At 56.0% G+C, this 18,104-nt stretch carries 16 protein-coding genes; 6 read left to right on the plus strand and 10 right to left on the minus strand.

The window, feature by feature from the left end; translation table 11 throughout:
• Nucleotides 1–150 precede the first annotated feature (150 nt).
• From ACR0CW_RS06845 to ACR0CW_RS06860, 4 genes are read right to left on the minus strand one after another with little or no spacing between them, the layout of a single operon-like run.
• A complete protein-coding gene (locus ACR0CW_RS06845) occupies nt 151–810 on the minus strand; it encodes an aquaporin (protein ID WP_480787245.1) in 660 nt (219 codons plus the stop codon).
• Nucleotides 807–1,283, minus strand: coding sequence for an arsenate reductase ArsC (locus ACR0CW_RS06850; RefSeq protein ID WP_480787246.1), 477 nt, complete (start codon nt 1,281–1,283; stop codon nt 807–809). The genes ACR0CW_RS06845 and ACR0CW_RS06850 overlap by 4 nt, the downstream gene beginning before the upstream one ends.
• Nucleotides 1,284–1,319: 36 nt before the next feature.
• Nucleotides 1,320–2,144, minus strand: coding sequence for an arsenate reductase/protein-tyrosine-phosphatase family protein (locus ACR0CW_RS06855; RefSeq protein ID WP_480787247.1), 825 nt, complete (start codon nt 2,142–2,144; stop codon nt 1,320–1,322).
• 32 nt (nt 2,145–2,176) lie between these two features.
• On the minus strand, nt 2,177–3,991 hold the full coding sequence (locus ACR0CW_RS06860) for an extracellular solute-binding protein (RefSeq protein ID WP_480787248.1): 1,815 nt from the start codon (nt 3,989–3,991) through the stop codon (nt 2,177–2,179).
• Nucleotides 3,992–4,313: 322 nt separating this feature from the next.
• On the opposite strand from ACR0CW_RS06860, the gene ACR0CW_RS06865 reads away from it, so the two are divergent.
• Together ACR0CW_RS06865 and ACR0CW_RS06870 are read left to right on the plus strand one after the other, a co-directional pair.
• Nucleotides 4,314–5,087 carry a 3-hydroxybutyrate dehydrogenase gene (locus tag ACR0CW_RS06865; protein ID WP_480787249.1) on the plus strand — a complete coding sequence of 258 codons (774 nt, stop codon included), beginning with the start codon at nt 4,314–4,316 and terminating at the stop codon, nt 5,085–5,087.
• A gap of 52 nt (nt 5,088–5,139) precedes the next feature.
• Nucleotides 5,140–6,165: a patatin-like phospholipase family protein gene (locus ACR0CW_RS06870; protein ID WP_480787250.1), complete on the plus strand. Its 1,026-nt coding sequence runs from the start codon at nt 5,140–5,142 to the stop codon at nt 6,163–6,165.
• Here ACR0CW_RS06870 and ACR0CW_RS06875 read toward each other — a convergent pair whose 3' ends face one another.
• From ACR0CW_RS06875 to ACR0CW_RS06885, 3 genes are all read right to left on the minus strand, one after another.
• Complete coding sequence (locus tag ACR0CW_RS06875; protein ID WP_170330638.1) at nt 6,166–6,843, minus strand: DUF502 domain-containing protein; 678 nt, start codon at nt 6,841–6,843, stop codon at nt 6,166–6,168.
• A 73-nt stretch (nt 6,844–6,916) separates the two neighbouring features.
• On the minus strand, nt 6,917–7,831 hold the full coding sequence (locus ACR0CW_RS06880; protein ID WP_480787251.1) for a pseudouridine-5'-phosphate glycosidase: 915 nt from the start codon (nt 7,829–7,831) through the stop codon (nt 6,917–6,919).
• A complete protein-coding gene (locus ACR0CW_RS06885) occupies nt 7,828–8,721 on the minus strand; it encodes a PfkB family carbohydrate kinase (RefSeq protein WP_480787252.1) in 894 nt (297 codons plus the stop codon). The genes ACR0CW_RS06880 and ACR0CW_RS06885 overlap by 4 nt, the downstream gene beginning before the upstream one ends.
• A 313-nt stretch (nt 8,722–9,034) precedes the next feature.
• Between ACR0CW_RS06885 and ACR0CW_RS06890 the strand changes: the two genes are divergently transcribed.
• A complete protein-coding gene (locus ACR0CW_RS06890) occupies nt 9,035–10,003 on the plus strand; it encodes a HupE/UreJ family protein (RefSeq protein WP_480787253.1) in 969 nt (322 codons plus the stop codon).
• Here the strand turns inward: ACR0CW_RS06890 and ACR0CW_RS06895 are convergent.
• Nucleotides 10,000–10,620, minus strand: a complete 621-nt coding sequence (locus ACR0CW_RS06895; protein WP_480787254.1) for a thiamine phosphate synthase — start codon at nt 10,618–10,620, stop codon at nt 10,000–10,002. The genes ACR0CW_RS06890 and ACR0CW_RS06895 overlap by 4 nt on opposite strands.
• Before the next feature lie 152 nt (nt 10,621–10,772).
• Between ACR0CW_RS06895 and ACR0CW_RS06900 the strand changes: the two genes are divergently transcribed.
• Genes ACR0CW_RS06900 through ACR0CW_RS06910 form a run of 3 tightly spaced genes read left to right on the plus strand, consistent with a single transcriptional unit; the run spans nt 10,773 to nt 14,196 of the window.
• The gene (locus ACR0CW_RS06900; RefSeq protein WP_480787255.1) at nt 10,773–11,516 is read left to right on the plus strand and encodes an RNA methyltransferase; all 744 of its coding nucleotides are present in this window, start codon (nt 10,773–10,775) and stop codon (nt 11,514–11,516) included.
• Nucleotides 11,517–11,576: 60 nt separating this feature from the next.
• The gene (gene ctaA, locus ACR0CW_RS06905) at nt 11,577–12,722 is read left to right on the plus strand and encodes a heme A synthase (protein WP_480787256.1); all 1,146 of its coding nucleotides are present in this window, start codon (nt 11,577–11,579) and stop codon (nt 12,720–12,722) included.
• A 4-nt stretch (nt 12,723–12,726) separates the two neighbouring features.
• The gene (locus ACR0CW_RS06910) at nt 12,727–14,196 is read left to right on the plus strand and encodes a carboxypeptidase M32 (protein WP_480787257.1); all 1,470 of its coding nucleotides are present in this window, start codon (nt 12,727–12,729) and stop codon (nt 14,194–14,196) included.
• 88 nt (nt 14,197–14,284) lie between these two features.
• Here the strand turns inward: ACR0CW_RS06910 and ACR0CW_RS06915 are convergent, their stop codons facing one another.
• Nucleotides 14,285–15,136, minus strand: coding sequence for a DUF4396 domain-containing protein (locus ACR0CW_RS06915; RefSeq protein WP_480787258.1), 852 nt, complete (start codon nt 15,134–15,136; stop codon nt 14,285–14,287).
• Nucleotides 15,137–15,295: 159 nt separating this feature from the next.
• Complete coding sequence (gyrA, locus tag ACR0CW_RS06920) at nt 15,296–18,025, minus strand: DNA gyrase subunit A (RefSeq protein ID WP_480787259.1); 2,730 nt, start codon at nt 18,023–18,025, stop codon at nt 15,296–15,298.
• Nucleotides 18,026–18,104 lie beyond the last annotated feature (79 nt).

The following is an 18,104-nucleotide window of genomic DNA, read 5'->3' on the forward strand; positions in this document are numbered from 1 at the left end:
CCAGACAGGGTAAGGACGGGGTGGTGTTGCAGATGACATGACAAAATGTCGCACCTTGACGCAACGTAACAAAGTGGCAAAAAATTGCCCGCTGCGGACATCCCGCAACGGGCGTTCGGACCTGCTTGAAAGTGAGTGGCGGCCGGTCCGTTATTCTTCGGGCTGAAACAGCCAATTCAGAACTATGTGCCCGATAAACACAGCAATAATCTGCATCACGATGAACATCGGTATGTGCGCAGGGTATATGCCCGCAAAGGTATCCGTAAACCCCCTTGCTATTGTGACCGCCGGGTTCGCAAAACTTGTGGATGATGTGTACCAGTAGGCGCCGGTGATATAGAGGCCCACAAGCGCTGGTACAGTGTCCGGTTTGTGCCGAATTCCGCCGAAAATCACGAACAGCAGGCCCAGCGTTGCGATGATTTCGGAAAACCATTGGTGAGACCCGGTGCGGTGCAGAGTTTCAGAGGTCTGAAGAATCGGCAGATCAAACATGTAGTGTGAAGCCCAGACGCCGACGATCCCGCCTGCGATCTGAACCACCATGTAGGGGGCGACCGCGCTCCAGGGGTGTTCGCCCCGCAGAGCAAAGGCCAAGGTCACGGCAGGATTGAAATGCGCACCAGACACAGGCCCCAGGGTCGTGATGATGGCATAAAGCATGCATCCCGTGGCGATTGCGTTCGCCAGCAACGCCAAAGCGATGTTTCCACCCGAAAGTGTCTGCGCCATGATCCCCGAACCAACCACACCGATCAGCAGGAAAGCTGTGCCGAGGAATTCAGCAAAGTACTTGCGCGCGTTCATTGAATGCCTCCGATACGCTTGAGCTGAGCAGAGAGTTCGCCGCTCTCCATCGTTTCTACTGGCAATTCAAGCAAAGCTGCGGCCCGACGGCCCAGGATGTCATAGGCCGTACGAAATGCCTGATCCCAATCAGGCTCATCAGCGGCGGCGGGATCTTCCACGCCCCAATGCGCGCGTACCGGCGCGCCTGGCCAGACCGGACAGGTTTCTTCGGCTGCGGACCCGCAGACCGTGATGACCATGTCCATTTCCGGTGCGCCTTCGATTGCAAATTCGTCCCAACTTTTGGAGCGAGCATCCGAGATGTCATGTCCCTGCGCGCTCAGTAGGGTCAGAGATTGCGGATGCACTCTGCCGGTGGGGTTCGAGCCAGCGGAAAAGGCTCTTACCCGCCCATCGCCGGTATGATTAAAGATCGATTCCAGCAAAATCGACCGGGCAGAGTTCCCGGTACACAGAACCAGTATGTTCATGAAGGGGTATCCTTGGGCTGTATGTGGATTTGTGGATCACTCGGTGATGCGGCCGATGTCATCCACCTTGTGTTGAAGCGAAATGCGGTCGAGCGTTTCGAAGGGTAGGCTGGTAAATGCTGTAATGCGGTTTCTCAGCAGGCCGTACGTCTGTTGAAACGCGAGGTTCTTCTGTGCGTCCGTTCCCTGGGCTTTGACCGGGTCGGCGAGTCCCCAATGCGCACTCATCGGTTGGCCGGGCCAAGCGGGGCATGCCTCGTTCGCGGCGTGGTCGCAGACTGTGAAGACAAAATCCATCTGCGGCGCACCCTCTGCCGCAAACTCTTCCACCGATTTCGAACGAAGATCAGCGGTGGCGTATCCTTTTTGTCGAAGCAGTTCCAAAACATCTGCATTCGGCGACCCCGAAGGTGCCGTTCCGGCTGAGAAAGCCCTAATGGTGCCGTTGCTTTCTTGGTTCAGAATGGCCTCTGCCATTATTGAGCGGGCCGAGTTTCCGGTACAGATGAACAGGGCGTTCAGAACGCGGTCAGGGCTGGTCATGAGGGGATCTCCGGATCTGGTGATGCACAAATCGGGTCGGTTCTGGCAGCACTCGCCTAACAGACCGCCAAACAGCTCGCGAACAGCCGGGAGTTTGGCTGTATACTGCAACGAGGTGCCATGACGGCTTTGTTCGATCAGATCAGCCGCCTTGAGGGCGTTGAGATAGGTAGACGTGGTATTGGGCTTGAGGTCCAGCGCCTCAGCAATTTGACCGGCTGGAACAGAATCCGGGTATCTGCGCATTAACAGCCGAAACAGGTCCAGTCGTTTGGGATGCGCCAATGCGCCCAGCTTATCGTGAATCTCTATTTCCATATTTCATGAAATATGGAAATAGAGCGTGGTCGTCAATCCTCGTACCACCAGACCTGTGGCATGTATTCAGGACCGTCGCCGTAAATCGGAAGCTTCTCTGGCTGTTTCAGCTCTTTAGCGTGGGCAATCCGGCCGACATCAAAGCTCCAGATCGGAATAACATAGCGACCGGCGGTCAGCACACGGTCGAGCGCACGCGTCGCGGCAACAAAGTCCTCGTGGCTTTCTGAGGCGAGCATGGCGTCGATCATGCCGTCCACGGCAGGTGAAGCTACACCCATCAGATTTCGGGTTCCGGGCGTTTCCGCACCTTCGCTGCCCCAATAGAGACGTTGCTCGTTGCCGGGCGAAAGTGAGAGCGCACGACGGAATGGGGTAATGTCGAAATCAAGTTCTGCGACACGACCAGTGTATTGAGCGTTATCGACGGTCTCGGTTTGAACCTGAATACCCAGACGTTCGAGCGCGCGTGAGTAGATGTCTACAGCGGTCTGCATGTCGCTATCGCCCTGCTGCAGCAGGACTGTCATCGTAAAGGTGTCGCCATTCTGATTTCGCAAGACACCGTCCTGAATGGTCCAGCCAGCTTCCTCCAGGAGTTTGGCCGCTTTACGGATGTTTGAACGATTGCGTGCAGATCCATCACCCTGAGGCAGTTCATACCCTTCGATCGTACCGGGCATAAGGTCATCTGCATAAGGTTCCAGCAGTTCAGCCACGCGTTCGGTTGCGGGCCCGGGCTGCATCGCCAGATCAGAACCCGAAAAGTAGGAAGTGATCCGGGGTTGTGCACCGCCGGTGATGGTGTCGTTGATGAATTCAAAGTTGAAGGCCAGCAACAGGGCCTCACGCATGCGCCAGTCATCAAAAGGCGGCTTACGCGTGTTCATTACGAAGCCGGTCATTCCTGATGGTTTGCCATGTGGGATTTCGGTTTTGATTACGTCACCACGCTGGACGGCAGGGAAGTTGTACTGCGTATTCCATTTGTCGGCGTTGAATTCGCGGACGGCTGACAATTCTCCGGCCTTGAATGCCTCGAACAGAACGGTCTGGTCGCCGTAAAACTCGATCCGAATATCATCGAGGTTCATGGTACCGCGACGAAATGGAATATCTTCGCCCCAATAGTTTGGGTTTCGGAGCAGATTGACATAGCGCCCGGCCTCATAGTCATCGATCACATAGGGGCCGGTTCCAATCGGGACGTCGTGCAGCTGGGCGCTGGCGAAATCCTTACCTTCCCATTGGTCTTTCTTCAGGATCGGGCGCAACCCGGCGAGCATCGCAAGTTCGCGGTCAGGTTCATTGAACGTGATCCGAACAGATCTTGGGCCCGTCTGCTCGATACTATCGATTTTGGACCACAAGCCGCGATAGCGCAGATGTCCTTCGGTTCCCAATGTCTGGTAGGACCAGATGACATCATCCACCGTGACTGGGCTGTCGTCCGAGAATCGCGCGTTTTCTCGCAATGTAAATTCGACCCATGAACGGTCCGGGGCTGTCTCAACCGATTCGGCTAACAGCCCGTAAAGGGTGAAAGGTTCGTCCCAGGAGCGGCCCATCAGACCTTCGTGTGTCCAGAACCGAAGCTGCCACGGAGAGGTGCCTTTTTGTACGAACGGGTTGAGGCTGTCATAGCCGCCGGTATTTCCAAACACGACCTTGCCGCCTTTGGGCGCGTCAGGGTTAGCATAGGGCAGAGACACAAAATCCGGTGGTAGAGCAGGGTCCCCATACATAGCTATGCCATGCGCCGATTCTGCATGTGCCATCGATGCGGCGAAAATGGTGGCGATTCCCGTGATCAGAGAGCGAAACGGGTGTAGAAAATCCTGGCTCATTTTGGAAACAATCCTGCTCTGGCCTTATTTTGTTGGGATTCACCGTACCGATGATTTTTCATATTATCAAACTTTTAGCTTGGATGAATGCAAGGAATTGCTTATAAAGGATGCACTGCTCGATAGGTTTCTTGCCTGTATGAAACCTGCCTCAATAACTTAACGCCCGCTTCGTGCGGGCGTTTTTTTGTGGTCGGGTTTTCCTGATTTGCACGATGGCAATGCGCGATGATGTGATCCGGAAAGAGTGATGTTTCTCCGTTTTCTTTGCACGTGCAGCATGGCACTGTGTCAGCAAATCTGAGTCATTTGGAGAGCCCTCATGAGCCTGTCGGGAAAAACAGCAATCATCACTGGATCAAACTCTGGCATTGGTTTGGGTGTCGCGCGGGAACTGGCCAAGGCCGGAGCGGATGTCGTCCTGAACTCATTCACGGACCGCGACGAAGATCATACGTTGGCTGCTGAGATTGGCCGGGAAACCGGAACCAATGCCCGATACATCAAGGCCGACATGTCCAAAGGTGACGAGTGCCGAGCGCTGATCGAAAAGGCAGGCGCCTGCGATATTCTGGTCAACAACGCGGGTATCCAACACGTCTCACCAATCGATCAGTTTCCGGTCGAGAAATGGGATGCGATTATCGCGATCAACATGAACTCGACTTTCCACACCATGGCAGCGGCCCTACCGATGATGCGAAAAGCTGGCTGGGGGCGTGTCGTTAATATCGCGTCAGCGCATGGTCTGACGGCTTCGCCTTTCAAAGCGGCATATGTGGCCGCAAAGCACGGCGTGGTCGGCATGACCAAAACCGTTGCGCTTGAAACGGCGCAGGAGTCGATCACCTGCAATGCCATCTGTCCGGGTTATGTACTGACACCGCTGGTCGAGGCGCAGATTCCCGACACGATGAAAGAATACGACATGAGCCGCGAAGACGTGATCAAGAACGTCATGCTGGAACGGCAGCCATCGAAAGAGTTTGCCACCGTTGAACAATTGGGCGGGACGACAGTTTTCCTGTGTTCGGATGCCGCTGCACAGATCACCGGCACGACGATTTCTGTGGATGGTGGCTGGACGGCGTTGTGATCGCCCTACAACCTTCGATAGCTTACGGGTCATGGCGGGAAAGAAACGGGAAATGAAACAGATCAATCTGGCATTGCAGGGTGGAGGTGCGCATGGCGCGTTTACCTGGGGCGTGCTGGATCGTCTGCTGGACGAGGAAGATCTTGAGGTTGCGGCCATCACGGGCACCTCAGCCGGGGCGCTGAACGGTGCGGCCTTCAAATCCGGTATGGTCCATGCGGGCCGCGATGGGGCGCGGGAGTGTTTGAATGGTCTGTGGAAGCGTATGGGTGCAGTGGGCGATATGCGAATCGCGAACTGGATTAGCGGGATGGAGCCTGCGCAGATCGCTCAGGCCATGGAATACTCGCTACCGTTTTCTGTGGCAGACACCTGGTCACGAATGGTTTCGCCCTATGCTTATGGGCCGTTTTATCAGAATCCACTGACTTCGGTGGTTGACCGTTTCAACTTTGATGAGATTTGCGCCGACGAAGGCCCGCAATTGTTCGTTTGCGCCACTTGTGTGCGTAGTGGCAAGATACGGGTTTTCACCGGCCATGAAGTTTCGACCGATGCGATCCTGGCGTCTGCCTGTCTGCCGAACCTGTTTCAGGCGGTTGAGATTTTCGATCCCGAGACAGAACGCACCGAAGCATATTGGGACGGCGGCTATACCGGTAATCCGGCGCTTTATCCGTTGTTCAATACCGATTTGCCCGATGATGTTGTCATCGTGAATATCAATCCGCTTGAGCGGGACGAAGTGCCCAAAACCCCGCAGCAAATCCAGAATCGGATCAACGAGATCAGCTTTAACTCTTCATTGTTCCGCGAACTGCGAGCAATCAACTTTGTTCAGCGGCTGCTGAAGGACGGCAAGCTTAAAGCGGGCGAGATGAGCCGGGTACTGGTTCATATGATTGCGGATAACGAGTTGATGAACAGCCTGTCTGTCGCCACCAAAACCGTTCCGAACCCGGTCATCCTTCACAAACTCAAGAAAGCGGGTCGCGAGGCTGCCGATCGTTTCCTGAGTGAACATAAGGAAGAACTGGGTGAACGCAGTACGGTGGATCTGCCCGCAATGTTCGGCTGACTACTCGGGTGGCTGTGTTGGGTCCTTGTCATTCGGATAGACAAGGCCGGCCGATATCACCAGTTTTGCTGCCTCTTCGATAGACATATCCAAAAGGATGACGTCCTCGGCCGGGAAAAACAGCAGAAATCCTGATGTTGGGTTTGGCGTTGTGGGTACAAACACACTCAGCAGCTCGCCTCCGGTCTCGGCGCGATCGCTGACCTCGCCCTTCGCCGTGGTCGAAACAAATCCGATCGCCCAGATACCGCGACGTGGATATTGGATGAGGCAGGCCTTTTCGAAAGACCGTTCAGTCTGTGCAAATACCGTTTCGGAAATCTGTTTGATCCCCGAATAGACCGAACGAATGACAGGCATACGGTCGACCAGGCTTTCGGCAAAATGAATCAGCGAGCGGCCAAGAATACCTTTGGCAATCCAGCCGACGATGATGGTGAAGATCAGGAAGATGACGACGCCAACGCCACGCAGGTTGATCCCGACATATTCCTCGGGCTGGAAACGCTGTGGAACCAGCGGCAGCACTGCGCTGTCGATCCATCCGACCACCGACCAGATCAGCCAGACCGTCAGCCAAACCGGGGCGATGACGACGATACCCGTCAGAAAGGACCCACGAAGCCGGGAAAACAGGCCGGGGCGGCGTTGAGGTTCTTCGTCAAACGGTGTGTTCATTGCGGATCCGAGCGGTTTGCGGAATTAGTTAAGTAGTCCGGGGCGTTGGTACAATAGCTTAAATCCCGGATAGCTACTCGGCCTGTTCTGCCAAAGCTCGGGCGATACCTGCTGCCAGACGCGCATTGTTCCGCACCAATGCGATGTTCGCGACCAGCGAACGGCCCTCGGTCTGTTCAAAAATCCGCTGCAGCAGGTAGGGTGTAACTGCTTTGCCAGTGATCCTGTGTGTGTCGGCGTCGGCCTGTGCGGAGGCAATGATAGGGGCGAGCTCTTCGGTCGGGATCTGATCTGCCGCCGGGATCGGGTTGGCGATAAGCTGTCCACCTGGCAGGCCCAGCGCTCGGCGCGTGGCATGCGCCCGGGCAATCTCCTCAGCGCTGTCCATGCGCAGTGGGGCTGCATAGGGTGATTTCGAAGACCAGAAGGCGGGAAATTCGTTCTGACCGTGGGCGATGACGGGAACGCCTAGTGTTTCCAGCACTTCCAGAGTCTTAGCCAGATCGAGGATAGCCTTTGCACCCGCAGCCACGACTGTGACTGATGTCTGTGCAAGCTCATGCAGGTCAGCCGATATGTCGAACGAAGTTTCGGCGCCCTGATGAACACCACCAATGCCACCTGTCGCAAAGACCTCGATACCGGCATAGTGCGCGGCGATCATGGTCGCGGCAACCGTTGTAGCGCCGGTTCCACCAGTGGAGATGCAGGCGGCCATGTCAGCGCGCGAAATTTTGGCAACGCCCTGAGCCTTTCCCAGATCCTGCAGCTGGTCCGCTTCCAGCCCGACATGCAGTTTGCCTTTGATCACGGCCATGGTGGCGGGAACCGCACCTGCGTCGCGGATATCTTGTTCGACTTGTGCAGCGACCTCGATGTTCTGAGGGTAGGGCATGCCGTGTGTTATGATGGTGCTTTCCAGCGCAACGATTGGTTTGCCAGCATCTTTTGCAGCGCGAACCTCGGCAGAGTATTGAATGTCGATCACAGTGGGGTTTCTCCGGAAACGTAAGTTGCGGCAGCGTGCAGAGCGCGGGTCAGGGCCTCGTCGCTGGCAGCGCCATTGGCTTCGGCAGCTATATGAGCTGCCATGAATGTATCGCCCGCACCTGTTACGCGCGTAACAAGAACGGATGGGGGTGTTTGGGTAAGGACGCCCGAAGCTGTGCCGACAGTCGCTGAATTGCCGCCATCAGTCACCAGAACCCGCAGAGCGCCGCGTTCTAGCAATCCATTGGCGGCACTTTCGGAGTCGGAAAACTCGCGTTGGCACAGTAGCCCGGCTTCTTCGAGGTTCACGTAGAGTGTTGCACGGGCATGTTTCAAAAACGGCAGAAGGCGTTCTGCTTTGCCGGGAGAGGCAGGTGCCACGCGCAGGTCAGCTTTGGCGAATGCCGGGCTTTGGGCGATCTCTTCCAACAGGTCCAACGTCAGGTTGCCATCCAAGGCAATCGGACCTTCAAATGGAGTGTTTTCATACCCCAGTGGCCCATGCATCAAGGGACGCAGGATCTTGGCGCCAGCTGCTTCCAATGAATGAGCATCCGCAATGGCTGCGATCAAACCATTTGCACCTTCGACAGCCATATAGCGATCGGTGGGCAAATCCTGAGAACGGTAGATGTGGTCTGTGATCATTCCCAGGCGGGAGCAGGCATGAACCAATTCATCCCCTTCGGGATCGCGCCCGATTGCGGTGAGGAGAGTAGGGGTCATGCCAAATCGAACCAGAGTCATCGCGATATTCATGGCAACACCGCCTGGAAGGCGCGTTATGCGACCGGGCACGTCTGCCCCCTGCCGCATATGACTGGCTGATCTGCCGATAACATCCCAAAGGACGGAACCGATGCAAAGGATTTCACTGGTCTGTGTCATGTCGCTGTCATGCCGCAGGCCTGATGGACGTGCAAGTCAGATCGTTACCGCCAACAGGAATTCACGTTTGGGCTTGCCATCAAATGCAATCGGTTCAACAATCATCTGTAATGAGAGTTGAGTTCGTTTCTTTGATGGTTCATTGCGCATGAGAAGCATTGTCGATCTGACAATTATTCCTCGTTTCTGCCTGATTACTATACTGTTTTTTACGGCTTTGCTTACTTGGTCACAGCAAGTCACAGCGCAACCTGCTTCCCCAACGGTTGTCGATTTTCGCGTTGATGGGGATAGGTTGTTTCTGGATATCAGCATGAATGCCGAAGCCGCATTGGTCGGTGGTGATCCATCTGAGGCTTTGCAGTCTGCGCGCTACAGAGAACTTCGGCGTTTGGTATCGACGGAACTGGAATCTGAACTGCACGAGTTCATCAACTCGTGGAAAGGAACTCTGCAAGTCGATGCCAACGGGCCGATTGAGTTATCCTATGAGGGTTCGCGGATCCCTGTCGTCGGTAATCCAGATGTAGTTCGAATTTCTCGGGTTTTGTTGACCGGGGAACTGCCATCAGGCTCGAATGCTCTGCGTCTGACCTGGCCCGCTGACAGCGGACCAGTGGTGCTTAAACAACAGGGTGTTGACGCCCCGTACACCGGTTATCTGGATGGGGGAGAGACCAGTCCGCTGATACCACTCCAAGGTGGAGCCGGACTGGATGCCAGACAGACACTTGAGACATATTTTCCAAAAGGGATCAGCCGTGTTCTTCCACATGGGTCTGAACAGATTATGTTTGTTCTGGCTATGCTGTTTCTGTCCGTCAGAGCGCGGCCAGCTTTGATCCAATATTTGATTATGGTTTTGGGGGTGACGACAACAGCGACCTTGGGGACCTATCAGATGATTGGGGTTTCCGAGGCGGCATCTTCGCAACTCCTGCCGATTACGATCATCGTCGTCGCGGCATGGAACCTGTTTGCAAGGCGTCTGGGCTTTCTGCGCGTACTTCTCGTTTTTCTCGCAGCGTTACCACATGGGATCGCGCTGTCAGATTCCTTGTCCAAAGTTGGAATTCCACCCGACAGAGTCCCACCAGCGCTGCTGGGTTACTTGTCCGGGGCCTTGCTTGCGATGTTGGCCATTATGATCGGCGCATATTTCGTGACGCTTTTACTTTCGCGCGGATCACATCGATACCGAGGCCGGATCTCCATCCTGGCCTCGATGATGATTGCGTTGATCGGGGTATATTGGAGCCTGGGGCCGTATCTGCCGATCTAAGCCATCGCGGCGATCAGAGTGTTCAGCGCGGCGAGAGGGTCGTCTTCGGACCAGATCTCTTCTCCGATGCCAAAGAAATCGGTGCAGGGTGTCAGGCTGCGCACGATCTCTGGGGTCAGACCACCTTCGGCCACAACCGGCACTTCGATCATTTCAGACCACCACTGGAACAGATCACGTTCAGCAAGGGTCCCATCGCCCAGTGATGTGCTGCCAGCAGGTCCAAAGGCGACGTAATCTGCACCCGCTTCCCCAGCGGTCATGCCATCATGGCTGGAGTTACCGCAAAAACTACCAACAATTGCATCAGCGCCCAGTTCCTTGCGCGCTGCACGTACCGATCGGGCCGCATCATCCAGATGCACCCCATCCAAACCCAAACGCTGCGCCAACAGAACATGGTTGGAAATGACCAGCGCCACATCCCGTGCGTGTGCCACTTCGCGGCAGGCGTCGGCTGCGCGTGCAATGGCGTCTTCGTCGCTTCCGGCAAGCGCCATACGGATGCAGGCAATCTCGGCCCCATCCAGAACCCGGGCCAGCCGATCGGGAAAACGGCTCAGCTCGATCGACGGAGGGGTAATCAGGTAAATCTGTGGCTGCTCGGGGGTGTCCATTGGCGCATCCTTCGCTTTGGTCTTTGGCGGGGTTTAGCGGATTGCGACGGGGAAGCAAACTTTTATACCTCTGGCAGGGTTAAATGCTTGTCGCAGAGCCTTGCCCTGCGTCGGTACGAGGATTAGAGCAGGCGGAGTTTTCGGAGAAAGCCATGCCAAGCGACAGATCTCAGCCTTCATTTGTGCTCGTGCGCCCCCAAATGGGTGAGAACATCGGCGCGGCCGCGCGTGCGATGTGGAATTTCGGGCTGGACCGGATGCGGATCGTGGCGCCCCGCGACGGATGGCCGAACCCCAAGGCGGTTGCGATGTCCAGTGGCGCAGGGCGACTATTGGATGAAGCACAGCTATATGATGATCTTGCCGGAGCATTGGCTGACAGCACCTTTGTCTTCGCGACAACAGCACGTCAGCGCGGGCTGACCAAGCCAGTATACAGTCCGGAACGTGCGATGCAGATCGCTGCTGAAAAGGTTGCAGCGGGCGAGAAGGTCTCGGTTCTCTTCGGGCCGGAACGGGCGGGGCTTGAGAATGAGGATATCGCTAAAGCGAACGCAATAATCTCGGTCCCGGTAAACCCGGAGTATGCATCGCTTAATCTTGGGCAATGTGTATTGCTGACTGCCTATGAGTGGATGCGGCAGACCGGCGATGTGGTACATGAGGCCACTGATCTGGGCAAAGGTGACTGGGCCACCGGGATCGAAGTCGAGAAGCTGGTTGAGCATTATGAAGACCGGTTGGAAGAGGCGGGGTTCTTTTACCCTCCTGAAAAGGCCGAGGGCATGAAGACCAATTTGCGCAATCTGTGGTCACGGATGCGTATGACGCGGGCGGATGTGCAGATGCTGCACGGGATCATGCGTCAGATGGTCCGCTGGAAGGACAAGGGCTGAGGCTGGACCTTGCCACCCCTTGGCCCTAGCTTGCGATGAAATCCAGGACATGAGGACAGCATGAGCGGTAAGCGCAGCATCTTCGAAGAAGTCTCAGACAACGAAAAACAACAATCTGTACAACCGGGTATGATCGACCGCGGACGCGGTGGTGCCCGCAGGGCCATTCGGATCTGGTTAATGATCCTGTTTGCGCTGGTAGTCGTAATGATTGCGGTGGGTGGCCTGACCCGTTTGACCGATAGTGGCCTGTCGATCACTGAATGGCGCCCGATCACCGGTGCGATCCCTCCGATGAATGAGGCCGACTGGCAGACTGAGTTCGACAAGTACAAACAGATCGACCAGTGGCGCATTCAGAACCAGTGGATGGAGCTGAATGATTTCAAATTCATCTACTGGTGGGAATGGGGTCACCGTCAGCTGGGGCGTGTGATTGGCCTGATCTGGGCCATCGGGTTCTTTGGTTTCCTTGTGGCGCGCAAGATTCCGGCCGGGTGGACCGGACGATTGCTGGTCCCTGGTATTCTGGGCGGTGTTCAGGGGACTGTTGGTTGGTGGATGGTGGCCTCGGGCGTGACCCAAGGCGAAGGCATGATCGCTGTTGCCAGCTATCGGCTGGCGATCCATCTGGGACTGGCTTTTGTGATCCTGGGATTTCTTGCCTGGTACATCTTTATGTTGGGTCGCGAGGAACGCGATCTGATGCAGGCCCGGCGTGCGAAAGAGGAAAAACTGTTTTCCCTGTCGACCGGCCTGATGCACTTTGCCTTTTTGCAGATACTCATCGGGGCCTTGGTTGCCGGTATCGATGCCGGTCGCTCATACACTGACTGGCCGCTGATCGGGGGGCAGTTGCTCCCGCCGGATGCGGCGATGTTGGAGCCGATGTGGCGCAACTTCTTCGAGAGCCCCGGGCTGGTGCAGTTCATTCACCGCTGTGCGGGTTACCTGTTGTTTGCCTTTGCTATTGTCGTCTGGCGTCGCGGCAGCACCAGTGCTCATCCTCAGACCCGATTTGCGTTCAACGCAGCATTTGCGGCCCTAGCGCTGCAGGTGGTGATTGGCATTCTGACGGTCGTTTACGGTGCACCGTGGCAGATCGCCATTTTCCACCAGTTCCTTGCGGTCGTGGTCTGGACACTGATCCTGCGGGCGCGTTTCCTGACTGCTTATCCTATTGCAACCTCGCTTCGTGGAGCATGACTTAATGACTGCATTTGACGATCTGATGGCTTATCAGCGTGAAACCTCGGCCCTTGGACAGATTGCCGGTCGGCTTGGCTGGGACCAGGAAACGGTGATGCCTCGTGGAGCGGCCCCGCAACGTGCCGAGGAAATGGCGGCGATCGAGGCTGTATTGCACGCGCGTCGGTCCGACCCGCGCGTCGCCGATTGGCTGGACAAGGCAGAAACCAGTTGTGAGTCGGGACAAGCCCAGTTGCGGGAAATCCGGCGCTCTTACGAGCGTACAATCAAAGTTCCTGCTGATCTGGCGAAGGCTATTGCGAGCGTGACTTCCGCTGCGCAGGGAAAGTGGGCACAAGCGCGAGCCGACGAAGACGTTGCAGCCTTTTTGCCAGTTCTGGAAGAGGTTGTTGCACTGAAGCGCGAGGAAGGTGCCGCGTTGGCGCAAGGCGGAAATATCTATGACGCCATGGTCGAAGATTACGAGCCTTATACAACGGGCGATCAGATCGCCGCGATCTTTGACCAAATGCGTCCTCGATTGGTCGAGCTGCGTGCTGCTGTCCTAGACCAACCCGAACCTCAGGCTTTGTCTGGTACATTCGATGAGCTGGACCAGATGCGTCTGTCTCAGAAACTGGCTGTGGCGTTCGGGTATGACCTGAACAAGGGCCGCGTTGATAAAGCCGTGCACCCGTTCAGTTCTGGCAGCGGGTCGGATGTGCGGATCACAACGCGGACCAGCGCGACCGATCCGTTCAACTGTTTTTACTCCACCATTCACGAGGTTGGCCATGCAGCCTATGAGCAGGGGATCAACCCGGACTACGCTCTGACACCGCTGGGTCGTGGTGTTTCGATGGGTGTGCACGAAAGCCAAAGCCGGATTTACGAGAACCAGCTGGGCCGCTCACGCGCATTTACCGGCTGGTTGTTCGGGCAAATGACCGAAGTATTCGGTGATTTTGGAATAGCAGATGCAGATGCGTTCTATGCAACGGTCAACCGGGTTCATAATGGCTACATCCGAACCGAGGCGGATGAGGTGCAGTACAACCTGCACATCATGCTCCGTTTCGATCTTGAGCGGGCATTGATGTCGGGCGGCCTGTCTGTCGGTGATCTTGAGGCAGCATGGAATGATCGTTTCAACACCGATTTCGGCTATGCGGTGGACAAGCCGTCAAACGGCTGCCTGCAGGATGTTCACTGGTCAGTAGGATTGTTCGGATACTTCCCGACTTACTCTCTGGGCAATGTTTATGCCGGATGCCTATATCAGCCGCTGCGCGCCGCTGTACCGGATCTGGATGCACAACTGGCCAAAGGCGACACTTCCGGGGCGACAGGATGGCTGCGCGAGAATGTGCAGCAATACGGTGGCCTTTATGCGCCCCGTGAAGTCATCAAACGTGCCAGCGGCGGCGAGCCAGGACCCGAGCCATTGTTGGCTTATCTCGAGGACAAGTTCGGAAAAATTTACGGACTGTAAGCGCTAAGGCCGCCCTCGGGGCGGCCTTTTGCTTTCACTCTTTTGGGAACAAAAGGTGCTTGCTGCCTGAGAGGTAAGCAGACATCGACTAGAAACTGATCGGAACATATCTGGAGGTTATCCAAAGGGATGCGATCAGAAGAGCGTAGGTTCCAATCACCCATGCAATCATCTGCCACGCCGAAAGTGAGTGCATTTTCATCATGCTATGACCTTTCATGTTACCATGAGGCGTTGAGCTCATCGCATCCTCAGGCGATCGATGGCCCAAAGCCGGGGCTGGCCCATCTGCTCCGGGCAAGGTCATGCAACCATGCTTTAGGTGATTTGCCACCAGCCACCAATTTATGGGAAATGCGATCACTGCACCGACCACTGTTGCCAGGCTCATTCTGAACCAGAAACTCGGGTTTAGTGGATCTTCGGAACCAGGCCATAGCGATGCCAAAACAACCATTGTCGGGATCATTCCGGTCATGACGAAATTCATCGACACGGTCTCGGCGAACACTGTTTTACGAATGGCCTGACTGTAGCTGCCGAACATCGGCAGCATCATCAACGCCTGAAAAATGAAAAGACCAGAGACAAATCCAAAACTGTATTCAACAAGAATATCCCAGCCATTCGGGAGCGCAAAAAAATGTAAAAGAATGGCGGCTACGATGATGCCTGTCGCATCTCCGGCGACACAGTGCATTTCGCTGTTGATGCCTTGCTTCCAAGTGGCTTTGGTGAACTCATCGTGACCGCCGGGAAATGGGCGGCGGCATGCTAGCAAGTAAAAGAACAATCCGACCGGCCCGGTGTACAAGGTTACGAGTATCCAGGCAGCTCGCTGTACCCAACTAGTGACGCCGTTTGAAATCGAATCCCATAAAACGAACAAAAGACTCAAGCCGGTCAGCGAGAACCAGACAAGCATCGCACCATCAAGCATCAGAGGACTCCCGACAATGAGGACCAGATTCTCCTGAGTCTAGCACGGCTTGTTTGTTATCCTACGCTGCTCAGTCGCTCTTTGTTTTGAGTGAGTCCTGAAACAAAAAAACCCGCAGTGAAGGCACTGCGGGTTTCAGAAATAGCCGGGAAGAAGAACCTATTCGACTTCTGCCTCTTCCTCGCCTTGATCGGCGATCCAGGCAACGCTGACGACCTCTTCGCCCTTGCCAGTATTGAACACCTTAACACCACCTGCCGACCGCGACCGGAAGGAAATGCCTTCGACCGGCACTCGGATCGACTGTCCTTTGGATGTGGCCAGCATGATCTGATCGTCAATTTCGACAGGGAATGACGCCACAAGCTCACCGCCTCGCATGGCTTTGTCCATGGCAGCGACCCCCATGCCACCGCGGCCACGAACCGGGTAGTCATGAGACGAGCTGAGCTTGCCGGAACCGCCAGCGGTGATGGTCAGGATGAGGTTTTCGGCCGCAGACATTTCCGCATAGCGTTCCTGACTGATCGTGGCCATTTCGTTGGCCTCTTCGTCCGAAGCTTCGGCATCGTCGGTCAGGCCGGCGACCGCGCGGCGCATCTTCAGATATGCGGCGCGTTCGTCAGAGGTTGCGTCAAAATGGCGGATCACCGACATCGATACGACCCGATCGCCGTTAGACAGCTTGATGCCACGTACACCGGTGGATTTACGGCCCTTGAAGACACGGACATCCGTCGTTTGGAAACGGATTGCACGACCTGAGTTGGTGACCAGCATCACGTCATCGTCTTCCGAACAGATGCGCGCGTTTACCAGTTCCACGTCTTCCGGCAGGTCCATAGCGATCTTGCCGTTACGTTTGACGTTGGTGAAGTCGCTCAGTGCATTGCGGCGTACGTCGCCTGCGCTGGTTGCGAAGACGATCTGCAGGTTCTCCCATTCTTCATCAGGGACATCCACCGGCATGATCGCCGCGATGGAAACGCCTGTCGGGATAGGTAGGATATTGACGATTGCCTTGCCTTTACCGGTGCGTCCCGATTGCGGCAGGCGCCAGGTCTTGAGCTTGTAGACCATTCCGTCGGTGGTGAAGAACAAAAGCTGCGTATGAGTGTTCGCCACGAAGAGAGTGGTGACCACGTCCTCTTCCTTGGTCTGCATACCTGACAAGCCCTTGCCGCCACGCTTCTGGGCGCGGAAGTCAGCCAGTGGTGTACGCTTGATGTAACCGCCCGAGGTGACCGTCACGACCATATCTTCGCGTTCGATCAGGTCTTCGTCTTCCATGTCGCCGGACCAGTCGACGATTTGGGTGCGACGCGGCACTGCGAATTGATCGCGTACACTGCGCAGCTCATCGCCGATGATCGACATGATCCGCTCGCGCGAAGACAGAATATCAAGGTATTCCTTGATCTTGGCGGCCAGTTCTTCAAGCTCGTCCGTGACCTCTTTGACGCCCAGTTGGGTCAGTCGTTGCAGGCGAAGATCCAGGATTGCACGGGCCTGAACCTCTGTCAGGTTATAGGTGCCATCATCGTTCATCTTGGACAGAGGATCGTCGATCAGACGCAGGTAGCTTTCGATCTCTGCTGCAGGCCAACGACGGGTCATCAGCTTTTCGCGCGCCTCGGCCGCGTCGGCAGACGAGCGAATCGTGGCAACGACCTCATCAACGTTGGACACGGCCACTGCCAAGCCACACAGGATATGGCTGCGTTCACGCGCCTTGCGCAGGTCATAGGCAGTGCGGCGGGCGACAACATCTTCACGGAAATCAATGAAGCTGGTCAGGAACCGACGCAGTGTCAGTTGCTCAGGTCGACCACCGTTCAGAGCGAGCATGTTGCAGCCAAACGAGGTTTGCATCGGCGAGAAACGATAGAGCTGGTTCAGAACCACTTCGGGTGTCGCGTCACGCTTCAGTTCCACAACAACTCGTACGCCATTGCGGTCGGATTCGTCCTGCACATGGCTGACGCCTTCGATACGCTTCTCACGCACAGCTTCGGCAATCTTTTCGATCATCGAGGCTTTGTTCACCTGATAGGGGATCTCATCCACGACGATGGCATAGCGATCCTTGCGCAGCTCTTCCACACGGGTTTTGGCGCGAATGATGACGCTGCCACGGCCTTCCAGATAGGCTTTGCGTGCACCAGAACGGCCCAGCATGACGCCGCCGGTCGGGAAGTCAGGGCCGGGGACGTATTCGATCAACTGCTCGGATGTCAGATCCGGGTCGTCGATAAGTGCCAAGGTCGCGTCGACCACTTCGCCCAGATTGTGCGGCGGGATGTTCGTCGCCATACCCACGGCGATACCACCGGCACCGTTGACCAGCATGTTCGGGAAACGGGCGGGTAGGACCGTCGGCTCTTTGTCCTTGCCGTCATAGTTGTCCTGAAAATCGACCGTTTCTTTTTCGATATCGGCCAGCAGAGACGCAGCGGGTTTGTCCATGCGAACTTCGGTATAACGCATGGCCGCCGGGTTATCGCCGTCCATCGAGCCAAAGTTGCCCTGACCGTCCAGCAGCGGCAGCGACATCGAGAAGTCCTGCGCCATCCGGACCAGCGCATCATAGATCGCGCTGTCGCCGTGCGGGTGATATTTACCCATCACATCGCCAACCGGACGGGCCGATTTGCGATAGGCCTTGTCGTGGGTGTTTCCTGTTTCGTGCATCGCATAGAGGATGCGGCGGTGTACAGGTTTCAGCCCGTCGCGCAGATCAGGGATCGCGCGGGACACGATGACCGACATCGCGTAATCGAGATACGAAGTGCGCATCTCGGATTCGATTGAGACCGTCGGACCGTCATAAACAGGGCGCTCCGGTGGGGTTTCATCCATGTTTTCAGGAATTTCTGGCGTATCGCTCACGTAAACTGCCCGTTCTTTGTGCAGGGTCTATATCTTGTGGATGTACCTTATCAGACCCGGCACATAAGGTGCAAGCAAG

The sequence above is a fragment of the Ruegeria sp. CH6 genome, assembly GCF_056537005.1.

Bases quoted from the DNA above. Each gene is read 5' to 3' on its own strand.
- ACR0CW_RS06845 (WP_480787245.1), bottom strand. From the start codon at position 810: ATGAACGCGCGCAAGTACTTTGCTGAATTCCTCGGCACAGCTTTCCTG.
- ACR0CW_RS06850 (WP_480787246.1), bottom strand. From the start codon at position 1,283: ATGAACATACTGGTTCTGTGTACCGGGAACTCTGCCCGGTCGATTTTG.
- ACR0CW_RS06855 (WP_480787247.1), bottom strand. From the start codon at position 2,144: ATGGAAATAGAGATTCACGATAAGCTGGGCGCATTGGCGCATCCCAAA.
- ACR0CW_RS06860 (WP_480787248.1), bottom strand. From the start codon at position 3,991: ATGAGCCAGGATTTTCTACACCCGTTTCGCTCTCTGATCACGGGAATC.
- ACR0CW_RS06865 (WP_480787249.1), top strand. From the start codon at position 4,314: ATGAGCCTGTCGGGAAAAACAGCAATCATCACTGGATCAAACTCTGGC.
- ACR0CW_RS06870 (WP_480787250.1), top strand. From the start codon at position 5,140: ATGAAACAGATCAATCTGGCATTGCAGGGTGGAGGTGCGCATGGCGCG.
- ACR0CW_RS06875 (WP_170330638.1), bottom strand. From the start codon at position 6,843: ATGAACACACCGTTTGACGAAGAACCTCAACGCCGCCCCGGCCTGTTT.
- ACR0CW_RS06885 (WP_480787252.1), bottom strand. From the start codon at position 8,721: ATGACACAGACCAGTGAAATCCTTTGCATCGGTTCCGTCCTTTGGGAT.
- ACR0CW_RS06890 (WP_480787253.1), top strand. From the start codon at position 9,035: ATGAATGCCGAAGCCGCATTGGTCGGTGGTGATCCATCTGAGGCTTTG.
- ACR0CW_RS06895 (WP_480787254.1), bottom strand. From the start codon at position 10,620: ATGGACACCCCCGAGCAGCCACAGATTTACCTGATTACCCCTCCGTCG.
- ACR0CW_RS06900 (WP_480787255.1), top strand. From the start codon at position 10,773: ATGCCAAGCGACAGATCTCAGCCTTCATTTGTGCTCGTGCGCCCCCAA.
- ctaA (WP_480787256.1), top strand. From the start codon at position 11,577: ATGAGCGGTAAGCGCAGCATCTTCGAAGAAGTCTCAGACAACGAAAAA.
- ACR0CW_RS06910 (WP_480787257.1), top strand. From the start codon at position 12,727: ATGACTGCATTTGACGATCTGATGGCTTATCAGCGTGAAACCTCGGCC.
- ACR0CW_RS06915 (WP_480787258.1), bottom strand. From the start codon at position 15,136: ATGCTTGATGGTGCGATGCTTGTCTGGTTCTCGCTGACCGGCTTGAGT.